The organism is Paenisporosarcina sp. TG20 (genome assembly GCF_000286315.1).
Taxonomy (GTDB): Bacteria; Bacillota; Bacilli; order Bacillales_A; family Planococcaceae; genus Paenisporosarcina.
This window is the reverse complement of the sequence record NZ_ALJG01000289.1, coordinates 1-17,548: the sequence shown is the minus strand read 5'-3', so window position 1 is coordinate 17,548 and position 17,548 is coordinate 1. Positions and strand designations below refer to the sequence as shown.

At 35.7% G+C, this 17,548-nt stretch carries 20 protein-coding genes; all 20 read left to right on the top strand.

Annotated elements, in window-relative coordinates; genetic code table 11:
- Window positions 1-89: 89 nt before the first annotated feature.
- A complete protein-coding gene (locus tag B371_RS0109705) occupies window positions 90-290 on the top strand; it encodes a SpoIIIAC/SpoIIIAD family protein (RefSeq protein WP_019414118.1) in 201 nt (66 codons plus the stop codon).
- Between the two features lie 144 nt (window positions 291-434).
- Window positions 435-671 (top strand): hypothetical protein, encoded by a 237-nt coding sequence (locus tag B371_RS24080; protein ID WP_237721526.1) that lies wholly within the window; start codon window positions 435-437, stop codon window positions 669-671.
- 27 nt (window positions 672-698) lie between these two features.
- Window positions 699-1,604 carry a hypothetical protein gene (locus tag B371_RS0109695; RefSeq protein WP_019414116.1) on the top strand — a complete coding sequence of 302 codons (906 nt, stop codon included), beginning with the start codon at window positions 699-701 and terminating at the stop codon, window positions 1,602-1,604.
- Window positions 1,604-1,765: a hypothetical protein gene (locus tag B371_RS23760; RefSeq protein WP_019414115.1), complete on the top strand. Its 162-nt coding sequence runs from the start codon at window positions 1,604-1,606 to the stop codon at window positions 1,763-1,765. The genes B371_RS0109695 and B371_RS23760 overlap by 1 nt, the downstream gene beginning before the upstream one ends.
- Window positions 1,766-1,821: 56 nt before the next feature.
- Window positions 1,822-2,262 carry a hypothetical protein gene (locus tag B371_RS0109685; RefSeq protein WP_019414114.1) on the top strand — a complete coding sequence of 147 codons (441 nt, stop codon included), beginning with the start codon at window positions 1,822-1,824 and terminating at the stop codon, window positions 2,260-2,262.
- Window positions 2,259-2,801 carry a SpoIIIAH-like family protein gene (locus B371_RS0109680; RefSeq protein WP_019414113.1) on the top strand — a complete coding sequence of 181 codons (543 nt, stop codon included), beginning with the start codon at window positions 2,259-2,261 and terminating at the stop codon, window positions 2,799-2,801. The genes B371_RS0109685 and B371_RS0109680 overlap by 4 nt, the downstream gene beginning before the upstream one ends.
- A 630-nt stretch (window positions 2,802-3,431) precedes the next feature.
- Window positions 3,432-3,938: an acetyl-CoA carboxylase biotin carboxyl carrier protein gene (gene accB / locus B371_RS0109675; RefSeq protein WP_019414112.1), complete on the top strand. Its 507-nt coding sequence runs from the start codon at window positions 3,432-3,434 to the stop codon at window positions 3,936-3,938.
- A gap of 11 nt (window positions 3,939-3,949) precedes the next feature.
- Entirely contained in the window at window positions 3,950-5,302 is a 1,353-nt protein-coding gene (accC, locus tag B371_RS0109670; RefSeq protein WP_026023016.1) for an acetyl-CoA carboxylase biotin carboxylase subunit, read from the top strand.
- A gap of 16 nt (window positions 5,303-5,318) precedes the next feature.
- Window positions 5,319-5,726: an Asp23/Gls24 family envelope stress response protein gene (locus tag B371_RS0109665; RefSeq protein WP_019414110.1), complete on the top strand. Its 408-nt coding sequence runs from the start codon at window positions 5,319-5,321 to the stop codon at window positions 5,724-5,726.
- Window positions 5,727-5,834: 108 nt separating this feature from the next.
- The gene (gene nusB / locus B371_RS0109660; RefSeq protein ID WP_019414109.1) at window positions 5,835-6,224 is read left to right on the top strand and encodes a transcription antitermination factor NusB; all 390 of its coding nucleotides are present in this window, start codon (window positions 5,835-5,837) and stop codon (window positions 6,222-6,224) included.
- Window positions 6,225-6,242: 18 nt separating this feature from the next.
- On the top strand, window positions 6,243-7,109 hold the full coding sequence (gene folD, locus B371_RS0109655; protein ID WP_019414108.1) for a bifunctional methylenetetrahydrofolate dehydrogenase/methenyltetrahydrofolate cyclohydrolase FolD: 867 nt from the start codon (window positions 6,243-6,245) through the stop codon (window positions 7,107-7,109).
- 80 nt (window positions 7,110-7,189) lie between these two features.
- Window positions 7,190-8,545, top strand: coding sequence for an exodeoxyribonuclease VII large subunit (xseA, locus tag B371_RS0109650; protein WP_019414107.1), 1,356 nt, complete (start codon window positions 7,190-7,192; stop codon window positions 8,543-8,545).
- Window positions 8,542-8,784: an exodeoxyribonuclease VII small subunit gene (locus B371_RS0109645; protein WP_019414106.1), complete on the top strand. Its 243-nt coding sequence runs from the start codon at window positions 8,542-8,544 to the stop codon at window positions 8,782-8,784. Before xseA ends, B371_RS0109645 begins: the two co-directional genes overlap by 4 nt.
- The gene (locus B371_RS0109640) at window positions 8,781-9,662 is read left to right on the top strand and encodes a polyprenyl synthetase family protein (RefSeq protein ID WP_019414105.1); all 882 of its coding nucleotides are present in this window, start codon (window positions 8,781-8,783) and stop codon (window positions 9,660-9,662) included. The genes B371_RS0109645 and B371_RS0109640 overlap by 4 nt, the downstream gene beginning before the upstream one ends.
- Before the next feature lie 77 nt (window positions 9,663-9,739).
- Window positions 9,740-11,644, top strand: a complete 1,905-nt coding sequence (gene dxs / locus B371_RS0109635) for a 1-deoxy-D-xylulose-5-phosphate synthase (RefSeq protein WP_019414104.1) — start codon at window positions 9,740-9,742, stop codon at window positions 11,642-11,644.
- Window positions 11,641-12,459, top strand: coding sequence for a TlyA family RNA methyltransferase (locus B371_RS0109630; protein ID WP_019414103.1), 819 nt, complete (start codon window positions 11,641-11,643; stop codon window positions 12,457-12,459). The genes dxs and B371_RS0109630 overlap by 4 nt, the downstream gene beginning before the upstream one ends.
- 100 nt (window positions 12,460-12,559) lie before the next feature.
- Window positions 12,560-13,009 carry a transcriptional regulator AhrC/ArgR gene (ahrC, locus tag B371_RS0109625; protein WP_019414102.1) on the top strand — a complete coding sequence of 150 codons (450 nt, stop codon included), beginning with the start codon at window positions 12,560-12,562 and terminating at the stop codon, window positions 13,007-13,009.
- 15 nt (window positions 13,010-13,024) lie between these two features.
- Window positions 13,025-14,719, top strand: coding sequence for a DNA repair protein RecN (gene recN, locus B371_RS0109620; protein WP_019414101.1), 1,695 nt, complete (start codon window positions 13,025-13,027; stop codon window positions 14,717-14,719).
- A 112-nt stretch (window positions 14,720-14,831) separates the two neighbouring features.
- The gene (locus tag B371_RS0109615; RefSeq protein ID WP_019414100.1) at window positions 14,832-15,794 is read left to right on the top strand and encodes a SpoIVB peptidase S55 domain-containing protein; all 963 of its coding nucleotides are present in this window, start codon (window positions 14,832-14,834) and stop codon (window positions 15,792-15,794) included.
- A gap of 254 nt (window positions 15,795-16,048) precedes the next feature.
- Window positions 16,049-16,840, top strand: coding sequence for a sporulation transcription factor Spo0A (gene spo0A / locus B371_RS0109610; RefSeq protein WP_019414099.1), 792 nt, complete (start codon window positions 16,049-16,051; stop codon window positions 16,838-16,840).
- Window positions 16,841-17,548 lie beyond the last annotated feature (708 nt).

The following is a 17,548-nucleotide window of genomic DNA, read 5'->3' as shown; positions in this document are numbered from 1 at the left end:
ATGCATTAATGCATTTGGTAACTTTTTTTCATGTATTTCTGTTTGTTCGCATACGATAAAAAGACAGAGGAGGGGACAAGTCGGAATTTATGGATGTAATTCGAGTGGCAGGGATAGGATTAATTCTTGCATTGTTGCACCTTTTCTTTGAACAAACGGGAAAGAAAGAATTCACATTTTTTTTATTTGTTTTCGGTTATCTCTATATGACTATAGAATTACTTAGATTTCTGCGCTACTTTTTTCAAGAAATCACTACTTTTTTTGAATGGCTTACCATTTCGGTGTAAGTCATGCAAATCATCTTAGTAACTATCGTGATTATATTCCTGCTGATACTGTTTCAACAAATCCTTCCACAATTTACACCTCTACTTCTAAGTGTTTTCTTTTTTATTTTACTTTCTCATATATTGTTTCAGTTGATCTATCCTATGGTACAAACCGTACTCGAACAAGCACCTAAGGAAACACTACCAATTGCTCGTGTATTATTGTTATCTGTATTTTTAACTTTCTTAGGTGAAGCTTTATCTGAATGGTGTAAAAATTTAAATTTAAATGTGTTTGTTCCCATCATAACTATAACTTGTCATTTATTGATTCTCTCTTATTGGTTGCCACTTATTCAGCAAATGTTTACTACTCTGACTAGGATTCTGATTGAATAATTCAGGTATTAAGGGGTGAAAAGGTTCATGCTTGAACCCTTATATACCTATGTATTTGGCGTAACTAGGTACTTCATAGTCCTTTTAATAGCAATTATTTTTGCTATGATATTAGATATTTTATTTCCAAAAGCCAAACGTTGGACAAGGCTATCACTTTTTTGCATAGCTGTTTTATATACTCTTACTCCCGCTATAGACGCACTTCATGATATGCAACAATTTTCAAAACAAATGATTACTTTATTTATAAGTGTATATCCTGTTTTAGCCGCCGGGTTGCTTATGAATAGCGGAACGATGGTTTTCTCAATTTGGAATCCAGCATTGTATGTGTTTATTCAATTTGCTGTTTTTTTAACACAACAATTTTTAATTCCGCTATTAATGACCACGATCTTACTGGATTTTATTAGCCGTTTTCATCCTGCCACACCTTTTAGCAAGTTAACAGATATCATACGTACCTCATTACTTAGTGTTGTTTCAGCTGTAGTTGTTACATATAGTTTTTTTATTTCTGTACAAGGATTTATTTCCTATAATATTTCTAGTGCAGTTACCGAGCCAATAAAAAAAATTATACAGCAAAATATTCCTTTCGTTGGTTCATTTTTCTCTGAGAGTCTTAGTACATTTACTAGATTTTCTTCATCAATCACCTCAATAACAGGTGGTGGAATTGCTGTTACTATTTTAATTGTTGTTTTAATCCCAACATTAAAAACAATTTCCGTTGCTTTTTGCTATAGGTTAGTGGCTGCAATTATTGAACCCTTCGGACCAGAAGACTTATCAAGTTTCTTGGATGATATCGGGAAATCTATTTTTGTGCTTAGTATATTGTCCTTTCTTATAGCTTTTGCTTTTTTCTATACTGCAATCTTTCTTGTTATGCTAGTTAAATTTTCACTTATGATGAGGGGATCTTGATGTCTGAATGGTTAAAGGGACTAGTATTTATTATATTGCTAAGTGAAATTCTACAAGCGGTTTTTCAAGAATCTAATTCACAAGAAAGAATGGAAGAATATACGAAACTAGGTATTGCCATGTACATCTTATTATTTATCTCTTCACTTTTCTATGAATAGTTGTTGATTACTTTTCATATAGTTTATCAAATGCCTGTCTCACATAAGAGAGGAGCGTGATTCCATCTATTAAACAAAAACGTTTGAAAAGCGGTATCTTGTTCGCTTGTCTCTTAGTATTCATGGTGTTTTTATTGTTTAATGATTCTATTTTCACCAAGCAAACGAACACAACCAGTCAGTCACAGGATCCAAATTCACAAGAACAATCATTAAAAAAGGCATTAGAAAAAATGGCTGGGGTAGGTGAAGTTGAATTATTTTTTTATACGGGAACGAACGAGCCTCAACAAACAGTTTCGGAAAGACCTAGTTTTGCTTTGTTTGATCAGAATACCGAAGAGAGAACGACAATCCAATCTGTTTTAGTTGTAGCGAGTGGAGCGGATCAAGTTCAAGTTAGACTTATGTTGAAAAAGTACTTATCGGCAGTCTTGTTATTACCAGAACATCGAATCGTAGTCGTCCCTATGGATGAGAAAGGGGTTTCAAAATGAAAGTAAAAAAACGTACAGTGTGGATGTTAACTTTATTAAGTTTGGTAGCAGTAATTTCGGTGTATTATGTGAACGAGCCTAACAATATGCCCTTTGATGGTTTAGCAATTTTCTCAGACGAAGCAGTTGATCAATTATCGGTCAATAATCAAGCTGATGGTGAATCAGTTACACCAATATTTGCTCAAAGTGAGTTGTTTGAAGAAATGAGAATGGAAGTCCTAAATAAACGTAGTGAACAGAGAACACAGTTAACGTCTAAAATAGCATCAAATGAGCTACCTGCAGAAGAAGTGAATGCAGCATACGATGAGATGGAAGATTTAACAGTTCGCGACTCTACTGAAGCCATGCTTGAAATGCTCATTCAATCATTAGGCTATTCAGATGCTCTAGTCCTAACATCAGAAGGAACAGTGGATGTCAGAGTTATTTCTGACGAACAAGGAGCAGCACAAGCAAATGAAATAATTCACATAGTAAAAAAACAGTGGGAAGATGCAAAAACCGTAAAAGTAACTTTCCAACCTGCATCATAAAAGAGTATAAAGGGCCTATGGGTCCTTTTTTTTTGACAATATAAGAAACCATGGTGCCTTACGTTTTACGTAAGCCACCATCTACTATGAAAAGTGATTTTCAAATAAAAAAGAGGTAATGTAAAACCCTTCAACAAAGATAGCCGCCCCTCTATATAAAATCAGTGTCTTTTCTTACATCAACTCAAATCAAAAATACGATATGCCCATTGGGTGAAGGGGTGCGACGGACGCAAACCTGCCACAAGATTGCCTGTAAGAAAGAGATGGAGCGAAGTATAAACTTCGCTCCATCTCTTTAATTCTTGAGGTTATGGTGCAGTATGCTTGCGGTCCGAAACGACCCGGAAACCGAAGACGATACAGGTTTGAAAACACTTTCTACTAACATACAAACCCATTAGTAATTGCCTAAAAGGACCGGCCAACTTTACCCGGTTGTCTTATTAAAGTATGGGGATTGAAGCAGTTTAGCAAGGATTTAATTTAAGGATGTCAAGAGAGAAGGTGTTTTACGACTCGTGAATAAAATTATGATATAAAGAATTTATGGTTATTTGTTTCAAATTTCCGAAAAAACGTCTAAAATAGAAGAGGTACATAATTCGTAATAAGGTAAGGGGAGTTTATATGTTAAAAGTACAAGAAATTCGTGAAATTATTAAATTGATCGACCACTCATCTATTGATGAATTTAGTTACGAGGCAGAAGGCTCGAAAATAAAACTTAAAAAGAATGGTTTACAAGGGAAGACAGAAGTGGTTGTTCCAGCTAAATCAACAACACCAGTTGTTGGACTTGAAGAACAAGGAACTTCACAAATAACAACAGCTCAAACTGTAAAAGAAACGTCAACAAATGAAAATGTTAAAGTTTCAGCCGTTCCAGATGAGTCTCTTCACCAAATCTTATCTCCTATGGTAGGGACATTTTATGAATCATCTTCTCCAGATTCACCAGCTTTCGTTCAAGTTGGAGATAAAGTGAGTGAAGATGGAATCGTATGTATAGTTGAAGCCATGAAATTATTTAATGAAATCGAAGCAGAAGTGTCTGGCGAAGTTGTGGAAATTTTAGTAAAAGATGGACACCTTGTCGAGTATGGCCAACCTCTGTTCTTGGTAAAAGCAAACTGAGGGGGGACTAATTGATGAAAAAAGTATTAATTGCAAATCGTGGAGAAATAGCAGTACGAATTATCCGAGCCTGTAAAGAGTTAGATATTGAAACAGTAGCAGTCTATTCACAAGCAGATAGTGATGCTTTACATGTACAAATGGCGGATGAATCATATTGTATTGGTCCGAATCCATCGAAAGATAGTTATTTAAACTTTAGCAATATCATTAGTGTTGCAAAGTTAACAGGCTGTGACGGAATTCATCCAGGTTATGGATTTTTAGCTGAAAATGCTAGTTTTGCTGAGTTATGTGAACAATGCAATATTACATTTATTGGACCGACTTCAGATGCAATTTCTCGAATGGGTACAAAAGATGTAGCCCGTGAAACTATGCGAAAAGCGGGAGTACCTGTTGTTCCTGGTTCAACAGGAATTGTAGCAAATGACAATGAAGGTTTAGACATTGCTCGCAAAATAGGGTTCCCTGTCATTATTAAAGCTACTGCTGGTGGTGGAGGTAAAGGAATACGTGTAGCACGTACAGAAGAGGAACTTATTAAAGGTATACAAGTGACTCAGAAAGAAGCAGCTGCCGCTTTTGGTAACCCAGGTGTTTACATTGAAAAGTTCATTGAAATTTTCCGTCATGTAGAAATTCAAATACTAGCAGATAGTTTCGGCAACACTATTCATTTAGGTGAGCGCGATTGTTCAATTCAACGCCGCATGCAAAAACTAGTAGAAGAAGCACCTTCTCCAGCACTGTCCCCTGAAATTCGGCAACAGATGGGTGATGCAGCAGTAAAAGCAGCTCAAGCTGTTAATTATCGCAGCGCGGGAACAGTTGAATTTATTTTTGATCATATTAATCAAAAATTTTACTTTATGGAAATGAATACACGTATTCAAGTTGAACATCCTGTTACTGAAATGGTTACAGGAATTGATTTAATACAACAACAACTTAAAGTAGCTTCTGGTGAGAAATTAGCGTATAAACAAGAAGATGTAAAAATTAAAGGATGGGCAATCGAGTGCCGTATTAATGCGGAAAACCCTTCTAAAAACTTTATGCCTTCAGCTGGGAAAGTGGAAATGTATTTAGCACCTGGTGGATTAGGAGTTCGAGTTGATTCCGCCATGTACTCAGGTTATAGCATTCCTCCTTATTACGATTCAATGGTTGCAAAACTAATAACATTTGCAGATACACGAGATGAAGCAGTTGCGAAAATGAAACGCGCACTAAGTGAATTTGTTGTAGAAGGCGTTTATACGACCATTCCCTTCCATGAGAAACTAATGGATCACAAAGAATTTAAGTCTGGTAATTTTGACACGAAGTTTTTAGAGAAATACGACGTCATGAATTCCTAAGAAAGGATGATTTGGAATGACTGATAAAACAGTTACAGCATATTTACAAATAACTCCTTTAGGTAAAGAGGAGTTAGGAAAGATTGAGATAGCACCAGAGGTACTAGAAGTGATTGCTGGAATTGCTACAACCGATGTGGAAGGTGTTGGGGCTACACGGGGGAGTTTTGCCTCTGGAGTAGCTGAACGTTTGGGAAAAAAGGTTCATGGTAAAGGCATTAAAACAGAACTAACTGAACGCGGTCTATTTGTTGAAATTTATTGCACTGTAAAATATGGTGCATCAATTCCAAAAGTGGCTAAAGAAGTTCAAAATCAAGTGCGTCAAGCAATTTTAAATATGACTTCACTAGAGACCCAAGAAGTAAATGTTCACATTACTGGAGTCCAGTTCGAAGCACAAAAAGAGACGATAATCGAATAATTATTAATTGCATCGTTCGGTACGCTTGAACGATGTTATTTTTTGAACGTACAAACTTAAGGAAATATGCTATGATGTGTTCGAATGAAACTTAAAGGAGACTAATCCATGAAACGTAGAGAAGCCCGTGAAAAAGCGTTGCAAACTTTGTTTCAGTTAGATAACACTGAGTTAACAATAGAAGATGCAATGAGTCACGTATTGGAAGACCAAAACGATTCTTTCTATGAAAAACTTGTACGTGGTACCACTGAACATTTAGTGCAAATAGATGAATCGTTAACAACGAAATTGGAAAATTGGTCATTAAATCGGCTACCTAAAGTAGAACGTACGATATTGCGTTTAGCTGTCTTTGAATTATTGTATATGCAAGATGCACCTTCAAAAGTAATTATGAACGAAGCAATTGAATTAAGTAAGACTTTTGGCGATGACAAATCAAGCAAGTTTGTCAATGGTGTTTTATCCAAGTATTCGGTCGAGACATCTAGCTGATAACAGGAGGATTTTTTAATGTCATATGAAATAATAAGCGGTAAAGAAATTGGTAAAGCAATTCGTATAGATTTATTTGAACGTATCCAACATTTAAAAAAGCAAGGGATAACACCCGGCTTAGCGGTCATATTAGTAGGGAATAACCCTGCTTCGAAAACCTACGTTTCAAATAAACAAAAAACCTGTGAAGATCTAGGCATGCATTCTCGTTCACTTACATTTGAGACCGACTTAGATGAAAGTGACCTTGTAAAAGCCATCCATTCTCTAAATCAAGATCCGGAAATTCACGGAATATTAGTCCAACTTCCATTACCAGAACACATTACAGAATCTAAAGTGTTAGCTGCGATATCTCCCGAAAAAGATGTAGATGGATTCCATCCCATTAGTATCGGAAAAATGATGCTAGGGCAAGATACTTTCCTACCATGTACGCCACATGGTGTTATGAAACTTCTTGAGCATTCCGGAATTCAACTTTTAGGTAAGCATGCTGTCGTTGTAGGGCGTAGCCATATTGTTGGAAAACCGATGGGTCAATTATTATTACAAAAAGATGCAACTGTTACATACGCTCACTCTAAAACAGTGAACCTGAAAGATATAACTTTGCAAGCAGATATTCTAGTCGTAGCTGTAGGCAGAGCCAAAATGATTACAAGTGATTACGTCAAGGCTGGTGCAGTAGTAATCGATGTTGGAATGAACCGCGATGAAAATAATCGCTTATGTGGAGACGTAGATTTTGATTCTGTGAAAGAGGTTGCCTCATATATAACGCCTGTTCCAGGTGGCGTCGGACCTATGACAATTACAATGTTAATGGAAAACACTGTGCAATCTGCAGAAAATGAATTACGTCAAGACAAATCAAGTTAAAACGGGTAAAATAAAGAGAGAAGCTGTTTTTCTTAAAGAAAGACTGCTTCTCTATTTTTTTCATTGTGAGGAGTTTATGTGTGACAACTTCATATCTAACGGTAAAAGCTTTAACAAAATACATAAAACGAAAATTTGATGCCGATCCTCACTTGAGAAATGTTTATGTCAAAGGTGAACTATCGAATGTGAAAATACATACGAGTGGACACATCTATTTTACAATTAAAGATGAACAGTCGAGAATATCTGCAGTTATGTTTGCAACTCAAGCCAGGAATTTAAAATTCAGACCAGAAAGTGGTATGAATGTTCTGGTACAAGGCGATGTAACTGTTTACGAAGGACCTGGACAATACCAATTATATGCACAAGTCATGCAACCTGACGGAATTGGAGAACTGTTTGTTGCATTTGAACAATTGAAAGAAAAACTTGCAAATGAAGGTTTATTCCAAGCATCTAGAAAAAAGCAAATCCCTAGATTTCCGCAAACGATTGGAGTTATTACAGCAACCACAGGTGCAGCAATTCGTGATATTGTTACGACTTTAAGTCGACGTTATCCTATGGCAGAAGTAATTATTTTCCCATCACTTGTACAAGGTTCAGCGGCAGCTCCAAGTATTGTAAAAGCACTCAAACAAGCAAACTCTTATACTGGTTTGGATGTTTGTATAGTAGGTCGAGGCGGTGGGTCGATTGAAGATTTGTGGGCCTTTAATGAAGAAATAGTTGCACGAGAAATTGCTAACAGTAATGTTCCAATTATTAGTGCAATTGGGCATGAAACAGATACAACTATAGCTGACTTTGTTTCTGACTTGCGTGCTCCAACTCCAACAGCCGCTGCGGAATTAGCTGTGCCAAATCAGCTAGAACTATTACAACTTATTACAAATAGAAAATCTCAAATTGTATCGATTGTCACGGCGACACTGTCTAATGAGCGAAAAAGGTTAACTCGTGTTATGTCTGCTTACCCCATAGCTTATCCAGAAAGATTATATCGACCTTTTGTTGAAAATTTAACCCGTATTTCTGAACAACTAGAGAAAAATAGTCGTACGATAATCAACCAAAAACAACAACTCTTAATTCAACATAAAGCCAGGTTAACATTGCAAAACCCACAAAGATTAGTTAAACAACAACATCATGAGTTGCAACTAAACACAGAACGTTTAAAAGTAGCAGCTAAAAAGAACATTCAGACAAAAGGTGTCTCGTTTAGTAATGTGATTCAACTACTTGAGGCCTTAAATCCTTTAAAGATTATGCATAGAGGATACAGTATTACGTACCAAAATAGTCAGGTGATAAAATCAATTAAAGAACTTGATCCAAATAAACCACTTCATATTAAATTACAGGATGGAGACATAGTTGCTTCTATTGACTCCGTAAACAAACAATCTAAAGGAGAATCAACATGACAAAATCTGCAGTATCTTTTGATCAAGCGATTCAACAGTTAGAAGAAATCGTTCGCCAACTCGAGCAAGGTGATGTACCTTTAGAAGATGCGATTTCTCTTTATAAAAAAGGTATGGAATTGTCAACAGTATGCCATGATAAATTGCATAATGCAGAAAAACAACTTATTTCTCTTATGGATAATAATGGTGACAAAGTACCTTTTGATTCTCCTGAAAAAGAGGATTCATCAAAATGACTTCATACAAAAATTTTTCAGAATATCATATTCCGAAAATAGATAGACGCCTCTCTGAGATGATCAAATCAATTGAAGCTCCAACCATATTAAAAGAGGCCATGAATTATTCATTAGCTGCAGGTGGTAAAAGGGTTAGACCACTATTTTTATTAGCTGTTTTAGACCTTTTAAAAGTTAATCATTCTGAGGCATTGACGGTTGGATCAACAATTGAAATGATTCATACGTATTCGCTTATACATGACGATTTACCAAGTATGGATAATGATGATTATCGTCGTGGAGAATTAACAAACCATAAAGTTTATGGTGAAGCCTTAGCAATTTTAGCAGGTGATGGACTATTAACATTTAGTTTTGGTGTACTTTCACGTTTACAAGCAGTGTCAGCTGAAGAAAAACTGGAATTAATTAACCAAATGAGCCAAGCTGCTGGTGCAGAAGGTATGGTGGGTGGACAAGTATTAGATATAGAAAGTGAAAGTAAAATTATTTCTGTAGAAGAATTAGAAATGATTCACATTAATAAAACGGGTGCACTTTTAACGTATAGTATTGAAGCAGGTGCTATTTTAGCTGCTGCAGATGTGCAGACTAAAAAAGCATTAAGGGAATTTGGTTTTCACATTGGACTTGCATTTCAGATTCAAGATGACATCTTAGATATTGAAGGTACTACCGAAGTATTGGGAAAAACAGCTGGTAAAGATGTGGCAAGTGAAAAAAATACTTACCCCGCATTTTTAACACTTGCAGGAGCGAAAAGTAAAAGAGACTGGCACTACAACCAAGCGATTCAATGTCTTCGCACCATATCAAATGAACCAGTAATGTTAGACGAAATTGCAGCTTATATTATCAATCGCAACAAATAGTAAATTCGTTAATGTTTGAACAATCGTCTGACATTGATATAATGAATTAAGTAATAGCGTAAAGGTGTGTGATGTAGATGGATTTAAACTCAATAACAAGTCCATCCTTTGTCAAGGATTTATCTCATGATGAACTATTGAAATTAAGTGAAGATATTCGTACGTTTTTAATTGAAAAATTATCGGTCACAGGTGGTCATATTGGACCAAACTTAGGTGTGGTCGAGCTAACTGTCTCTCTTCATCGTATATTCAATAGTCCTGATGATAAATTTATATGGGATGTAGGACATCAATCGTATGTCCATAAAATTTTGACAGGACGAGCAAATCAATTTGATACACTTCGTCAATATAAAGGGCTTTGTGGTTTTCCAAAACGAATTGAAAGTGAACATGATGTTTGGGAAACAGGTCATAGTTCAACTTCTTTATCTGCTGCAATGGGTATGGCAGTGTCAAGAGATATTAAACAAGATCAAAATTATGTTATTCCAATTATCGGAGACGGTGCGTTAACAGGTGGAATGGCTTTAGAAGCTTTAAATCATATTGGTGATGAGAAAACACATATGATTGTCATACTCAATGATAATGAAATGTCAATTGCACCGAACGTAGGAGCACTTCATACAATTCTAGGGAAACTTAGAACAGATGGTAAATATAACAAGGCAAAAGAAGAGTTAGAGTACTTGTTGAAAAAAATCCCAGCAGTTGGTGGTAAACTAGCCGCAACGGCAGAACGAGTAAAAGATAGTTTGAAATATTTGCTAGTATCTGGAGTATTTTTCGAAGAGCTTGGATTCACCTATTTAGGACCAATCGATGGGCATGATTATGAAGATTTAGAAGAAACATTATTGCATGCAAAAAAAGTAAAAGGCCCGGTATTAGTCCATGTCTTAACTAAAAAAGGCAAAGGATACCGTCCAGCAGAGGAAGATAAAATCGGTACTTGGCATGGTACAGGTCCTTATAAAATGGAAACCGGTGCATTTGTGAAGTCATCTGCTACCGCACCTTCATGGAGTGGGGTAATAGCAGAAACTGTACGTAAATTAGCTCGTGAAGACAAAAGAATTGTTGCGATTACTCCAGCAATGCCAGTTGGTTCTAAGCTTGAAGGGTTTGCTTCGGAATTTCCTGAGCGTATGTTTGATGTTGGAATCGCTGAACAACATGCAACAACGATGGCGGCAGGTCTTGCAACTCAAGGAATGAAACCGTTTTTAGCAATATATTCTACCTTCCTGCAACGTGCATACGATCAAGTTGTACATGATATATGTCGCCAAAACTTAAATGTCTTCATTGGAATTGATCGAGCAGGTTTAGTTGGTGCAGATGGAGAAACACATCAAGGTGTATTTGATATTGCCTTTTTACGGCATTTACCAAATATGGTCATAATGATGCCTAAAGATGAAAATGAAGGGCAACATATGGTGAAAACAGCTATTGAATACAATAATGGTCCAATTGCATTGCGATATCCAAGAGGAAACGGTCTTGGAGTACCAATGGACAAAGATCTACAAGTAATACCAATAGGTACTTGGGAAGTGTTACGAGAGGGAACAGATGCGGCTATTTTAACATTTGGAACAACAATTGCATTAGCTTTGGAAGCTGCAGACCACTTAGCAAAAGAAGGAGTTCAAGTGGAAGTGATTAATGCACGATTTATTAAACCACTGGATGAACTTATGCTGCATCAGTTAGTAGATCGTGATATCCCGTTATTTACTGTTGAAGAAGCTATCTTACAAGGTGGTTTTGGTAGCAGTATCCTAGAATTCTTGCAAGATCATGACTATACAAATGTTTCTGTTAATCGCATGGGGATTCCTGATCGGTTTATCGAACATGGAAATGTTGAAGAACTACTAGATGAGATTCAAGTGAATTCTGCTGAACTTATATCACGGATTCAACAAAAAGTAAAAAAAATTGGTAAGGTTGGTTCCCGTGTATTATGACTAAAGTCATGAAAGAGAGAGTAGATGTTTTGCTTGTAGAACGTGGCCTTTGTGAAACACGCGAAAAAGCGAAGCGAGCGATTATGGCAGGAACTGTTTATACAAAAGACCTGCGCTTAGAAAAACCTGGTGAGAAAATTTCAGTTGATTTACCTTTACAAGTAAAAGGCAATGATTTGCGCTATGTAAGTAGAGGTGGTCTAAAGTTAGAAAAGGCCCTTCTGTATTTCAAAGTGGATGTTAAAGATAAACTTATGCTTGATATAGGTGCTTCAACTGGTGGTTTTACAGACTGTGCACTCCAAAACGGTGCAAGACATTGTTATGCTCTTGACGTGGGATATAATCAGCTTGCTTGGAAAATACGTCAAGACGAACGTGTAACTGTCATGGAGCGGACAAACTTTCGTTATGTGACAGCTGCGGATTTAGATCAAGGACTACCTGATTTTGCTACAATTGATGTTTCATTTATCTCATTGAAACTTATTTTACCAGTATTAAAAACATTATTGGTACCAGGTTGTAGTGTAATTGCACTTGTAAAACCTCAATTTGAAGCAGGAAGAGCAAATGTCGGGAAAAAAGGAATTGTACGTGAAGAGAAAATTCATATAAACGTACTAGAAACAATTTCAGCATTTTCTCAACAAGTAGGATTTACATTACAGAATGCATCGTTTTCCCCTATCACAGGTGGAGAAGGTAATATTGAATTTCTATTTCATCTAGTTTCGACTGAAGAAAATGAAACGATATTTACAAATGAACAATTAAAACAAATCGTTCGGGATGCCCATCAACAACTAACTTGAAACGACTCTTAAGGGGTCGTTTTTTTCTTGTACGGATTAGATGTAAATGGTAAGATATGAATAGTTAAGCATAATTATTCATTATTAGGAGTGGACACTGGTGAACAAAGGCCAACGACATATACGAATTCGAGATATTATTTCAAATAATGAGATTGAAACGCAAGATGATTTAGTAGAACAGTTAAAAAATGCTGGATATAATATCACGCAAGCTACCGTATCACGTGATATTAAAGAACTACATTTAGTAAAAGTACCATTGCAAGATGGACGATATAAATATAGCTTACCAGCTGATCAACGTTTTAATCCGATGCAAAAATTACATCGTGCATTAACGGATGCTTTTGTAAGCATCGATGGAGCAAGTCATTTTCTTGTTATGAAAACGTTGCCAGGGAATGCTCATGCAATTGGTTCATTAATTGATCATTTAGACTGGAAAGAAATTTTGGGAACTCTTTGTGGAGATGATACGTGTTTAATCATATGTAAAGACATGACGGAACGGGAATCAATTAGAGTACGATTACTTGAAATGCTATAAAAGAGGTGATGCTTTGTGTTGAAAGAATTATCTATTAAAAATTTCGCCATAATTGAAGAGGTAACTGTAAGCTTTACAGATGGATTAACAGTCCTAACAGGTGAAACTGGTGCTGGAAAATCAATTATTATTGATGCTGTACATTTGTTAGCTGGCGGAAGAGGTTCTCAAGAATTTATTCGCCACGGAACAAAGAAAGCTGAACTTGAGGGGTTATTTTATATACAAAATACACAACATCCGGTGTTCCAAAAACTACATAGTGTAGGAATTGAAGCGGATGAGGATTCCGTTATTTTGCGAAGGGATATTAACGATCATGGGAAGAGCGTTTGTCGTGTAAACGGTAAACTAGTGACTATTGCTATACTTAGAGAAATAGGTGGTTCACTAATTGATATTCATGGACAGCACGAAAGCCAAGAATTAATAGATGAACGTTTACACATAACACTTCTAGATCAATTTGCTGGTAGTAAATTTCATAAGACGAAAGATAGTTACTCGGCACTCTATCAAACTTATTTAAAATTAAAAAAGGAACTCTCAACTGTGAGTGAGAATGAGCAACAAATAGCTCAAAGAATTGATTTGTTTCAATATCAAATTAATGAAATTGATTCAATGGAATTAATAAAAAATGAAGATGAAGAACTCCAATTAAATCGAAAAAAGTTTCAAAATTACCATAAAACGCTAGAACGGGCATCAGCGGCGCATGAAGCACTAAGTGGTGAATTACAAGGTTTAGACTGTATTGGAAAAGCGATGAGTGAACTTGAAGATCTCGCCTCGTTTGACGAATCTTACAAAGACCAGGCAGAATTAGTTTCAAATTCTTTTTATTCTCTCCAAGAATTATCGTATCAACTAAAAAGTACGATGGATGAATCTGAATTTGATGAAGAACGATTAAACGTTATCGAAGAGAGATTAGCTGCTATCCAAGTACTAAAACGTAAGTATGGAAACTCAATTGAAGAAATCTTACTATATCGCCATAAAATCGGTGAAGAGTTAGATACACTTATGAACCGAGATGAAAGAATTCAAGAAAGACAAAAAGCATTTAGTCAAATCGAAAAAGAGTTAGGAATTGAAGCTAAAGAGTTGACTATGTATCGGAAAAAAGAGGCGAAAAAATTAAGCGAAGCAATAGTTCTACAGCTTCGAGAATTATTTATGGAAAAAGCCACTTTTGAAGTGATTTTTAAAACAACTACTCTTTTTGATAAAAACGGCAAAGATGATATTGCTTTTTATATGTCTACAAATGTAGGAGAACCATCAAAACCAATTTCTAAAATAGCTTCTGGTGGAGAATTGTCTCGAATGATGCTTGCATTAAAAGGAATTTTCTCAAAACACCAAGGAATTACATCAATTATTTTTGACGAAGTGGATACTGGTGTCAGTGGTCGGGTTGCACAAGCAATTGCCGAAAAAATTTCCAATATTTCTCGATCTTCTCAAGTCTTATGTATTACTCATCTTCCTCAAGTTGCAGCAATGGCAGACCAACAAATACTAATTGAAAAAGAAGTTACGGGTAAACGAACGATGACCAAATTAACAGAAGTAACTGGGTATAACCGTGTTCAAGAATTAAGTAGAATGATGTCCGGTTCAGAGATAACTACGTTAACCTTGGAACATGCAACAGAATTGTTGTCAATTGCTGAAGAACGGAAAAAAATTTCATTCGTCTAATCTCTAAAGCACTGCTATTACAGCATGTGCTTTTTTTTTTCGAATATTTACCTTTCATAACAAACGGCTTTAAACACATAATAACTTCATCCTGATTAAATGGAGGTGAAGTATGCAATGCACTGCAAATAAACGGCTAGTTACCATTCTGTTGGGGTTATTTATTATCTTTCCAACACATGCTTGGGCAGACAAAAATATAGACGAATTAATCCCACTTGGGCAATCAATTGGTGTGCAATTGAAATTAGAGAAACCAACATTTGTTCACGATGTACTGATTGATGAAAAGTTGTGGTTCAAAAGTGGCGATCAAATTATATCGCTAAATGATAAGTCAATTAATTCAATTGCTGATTGGAAACAAACCAGTAATAAAACAGTCAAACCAGAAGTCCCCATTCAAATTTTACGGGAAAATAAACGTCAAGTAGTTTTAGTATCAACAAATCAACTAAAAAGTATGCTACCATTTATTAGGGATTTCACTGAAGGAATTGGCACCATAACTTATGTAGACCCAGATACTAATCAATATGGAGCTTTAGGACATCAAATAGTGGACCAGCAAATTGAGTCAAATGCAGCTCCTTCCTTAGGTGGCTCCATAAGCTTATCTGATGTGGCACGTATTCATAAAAGTACACCAGGAAAACCTGGATATAAAATCGCGAAACAAGCATCAGTCTTTGTCCAGGCAGGCAATGTGAAAGAAAACACTGTATATGGTGTGTTTGGAGACTTGATTGATTCTAATTTGAAAAAAGGTAAAGCAATTCCACTTTTAAAAGCCCACAACATTAAAATAGGAAAAGCTCACTTATATACTGCAATTGAAGGAAATAATGTCAAGTCTTATGAAATTAATATCCTAAAAGTAGAGGATACCACTTTTCAATTTGTTGTGACTGATCAAGCATTAATTGATAAGACTGGTGGTATTTTACAAGGTATGAGCGGAAGTCCAATTATCCAGGATGGAAAATTTGCAGGAGCAATTACACATATGGTGGTTGATAATCCGCTAAAAGGTGCAGCTATCCCAATTAGAGAAATGTTGAAAAAACATCCATAAGTTATTAATTGACCACATTTGATAAAAATGTGGTTTTTTTGTGTTATTATCTTTGTAACGATTATTCGACAAAGTGCACAAAAACTAAATGTTTATCGAAGTGTGTCTAAATGTTCCAACTATTGACCCCTTTTTTCAAATGAATAAAGGGTATACAATCAAAATGTCGAATTACCTAGACAGTGTGAAATTGGAAAAATGTGACGAAATACAAATATCCATGTTCGCAGCAGAAGTTAATAGGGGGAATACCATTGGAAAAAATAAAAGTTGCTATTGCAGATGATAACAAAGAATTAGTAAAAACACTGGAATCTTATTTATCGAGTCATGAACAAATTGAGGTAATATCTACAGCTCCAAATGGAAAAGTAATCCTGAACTTAATGGAACAGGATTTGCCGGATGTCTTGTTATTAGATATTATTATGCCTCATTTAGACGGTATAGCTGTCCTTGAAATGATGCAAGCAAATGAAAAACTTTCGAAAGTCCAAGTTATTATGCTTACTGCCTTTGGCCAAGAAGATGTCATGAAACAAGCAGTTGACCTTGGTGCTTCTTACTTTATGCTTAAACCGTTTGAATTTGATCGTTTAGTTAATCAAATTTTACAAGTGGCAGGTCACAAACAAGAGGCTGGTACAAACTCAAATGTATTACAAAACCAACCACCACAAAAAACAAATCGTAAAGTAATCGATACAACTATTACAGCAGTTATTAAAGAAATTGGTGTTCCTGCACATATTAAAGGATACGCGTATTTGCGCGAAGCAATACACATGGTATATGAAGATATTGAATTGTTAGGATCAATTACAAAAGTCTTATACCCAGAAATTGGAGTGAAGTTTAATACAACTTCTTCAAGGGTAGAGCGCGCCATTCGTCATGCAATTGAAGTTGCATGGAATCGTGGAAATTACGAATCCATCTCTAAAACATTTGGATATACTGTACATCACTTAAAAAGCAAGCCAACCAATTCAGAATTCATTGCAATGATTGCGGACAAAATTCGCTTAGAGAACATGGCGAGCTAATCATTGATATGACTGGGTTTGCAGACATACGTAAATCAACCAATTCTTAGAAATTAAACTAAAACTTGATTTCAAAACCAGTAAATTTGTACTAGAAAGACTGATGAATTTTATAATTCATTAGTCTTTTTATTTTGCCGAAAAGGGTGAGGTCATGAAGCTAACAGAACTAGAATTTTACTTAGAAGATTTTCTTGTTTCTTGTTAATTGAAAATCTGACGCAAAAGATAACTTCTTTATACTAACAGTCAATTAAGCTTTTTCTTGTTTATTTTAAAAATGAGCATCATGTAGAAGATCCTGAAAAAGTGAAAATAGAGCATATGTAAGTGAAATATATTCAAGAACGAGGAAAGTACTCTGTTGCCGAAAATGAAAGAAGTAGGAAAATTAACTTTTCCAGAAAGAATTGAGTATAAAAAAACGACGAATGATTGAAAAACATAAGATTGATCGAGTACATGTTTAGAAAATAGGGCGAGTTAAATTAAAGAACAGGTGTATAAACATGAGGGCACTGAAAAAGTCCTCTTAGAACATCAATGCGAGTATGGGAACGATTTCGTTCCCATACTCGCATTTTTCTCTTATAAGTCGTGGATTTCCGTTCCAGGCAGACGCGTTCCGCGGGCACGGCTTCAATCTCCTCGTCACTGCGTGGTATGTCAACACTAAATCAAACAATTTTTTAAGGGCTAAGTTTTTGT

Coding starts and splice junctions, on each gene's coding strand:
- B371_RS0109705 (WP_019414118.1), top strand. CDS start 90: ATGGATGTAATTCGAGTGGCAGGGATAGGATTAATTCTTGCATTGTTG.
- B371_RS24080 (WP_237721526.1), top strand. CDS start 435: ATGGTACAAACCGTACTCGAACAAGCACCTAAGGAAACACTACCAATT.
- B371_RS0109695 (WP_019414116.1), top strand. CDS start 699: ATGCTTGAACCCTTATATACCTATGTATTTGGCGTAACTAGGTACTTC.
- B371_RS23760 (WP_019414115.1), top strand. CDS start 1,604: ATGTCTGAATGGTTAAAGGGACTAGTATTTATTATATTGCTAAGTGAA.
- B371_RS0109680 (WP_019414113.1), top strand. CDS start 2,259: ATGAAAGTAAAAAAACGTACAGTGTGGATGTTAACTTTATTAAGTTTG.
- accB (WP_019414112.1), top strand. CDS start 3,432: ATGTTAAAAGTACAAGAAATTCGTGAAATTATTAAATTGATCGACCAC.
- B371_RS0109665 (WP_019414110.1), top strand. CDS start 5,319: ATGACTGATAAAACAGTTACAGCATATTTACAAATAACTCCTTTAGGT.
- nusB (WP_019414109.1), top strand. CDS start 5,835: ATGAAACGTAGAGAAGCCCGTGAAAAAGCGTTGCAAACTTTGTTTCAG.
- folD (WP_019414108.1), top strand. CDS start 6,243: ATGTCATATGAAATAATAAGCGGTAAAGAAATTGGTAAAGCAATTCGT.
- B371_RS0109645 (WP_019414106.1), top strand. CDS start 8,542: ATGACAAAATCTGCAGTATCTTTTGATCAAGCGATTCAACAGTTAGAA.
- B371_RS0109640 (WP_019414105.1), top strand. CDS start 8,781: ATGACTTCATACAAAAATTTTTCAGAATATCATATTCCGAAAATAGAT.
- dxs (WP_019414104.1), top strand. CDS start 9,740: ATGGATTTAAACTCAATAACAAGTCCATCCTTTGTCAAGGATTTATCT.
- B371_RS0109630 (WP_019414103.1), top strand. CDS start 11,641: ATGACTAAAGTCATGAAAGAGAGAGTAGATGTTTTGCTTGTAGAACGT.
- B371_RS0109615 (WP_019414100.1), top strand. CDS start 14,832: ATGCAATGCACTGCAAATAAACGGCTAGTTACCATTCTGTTGGGGTTA.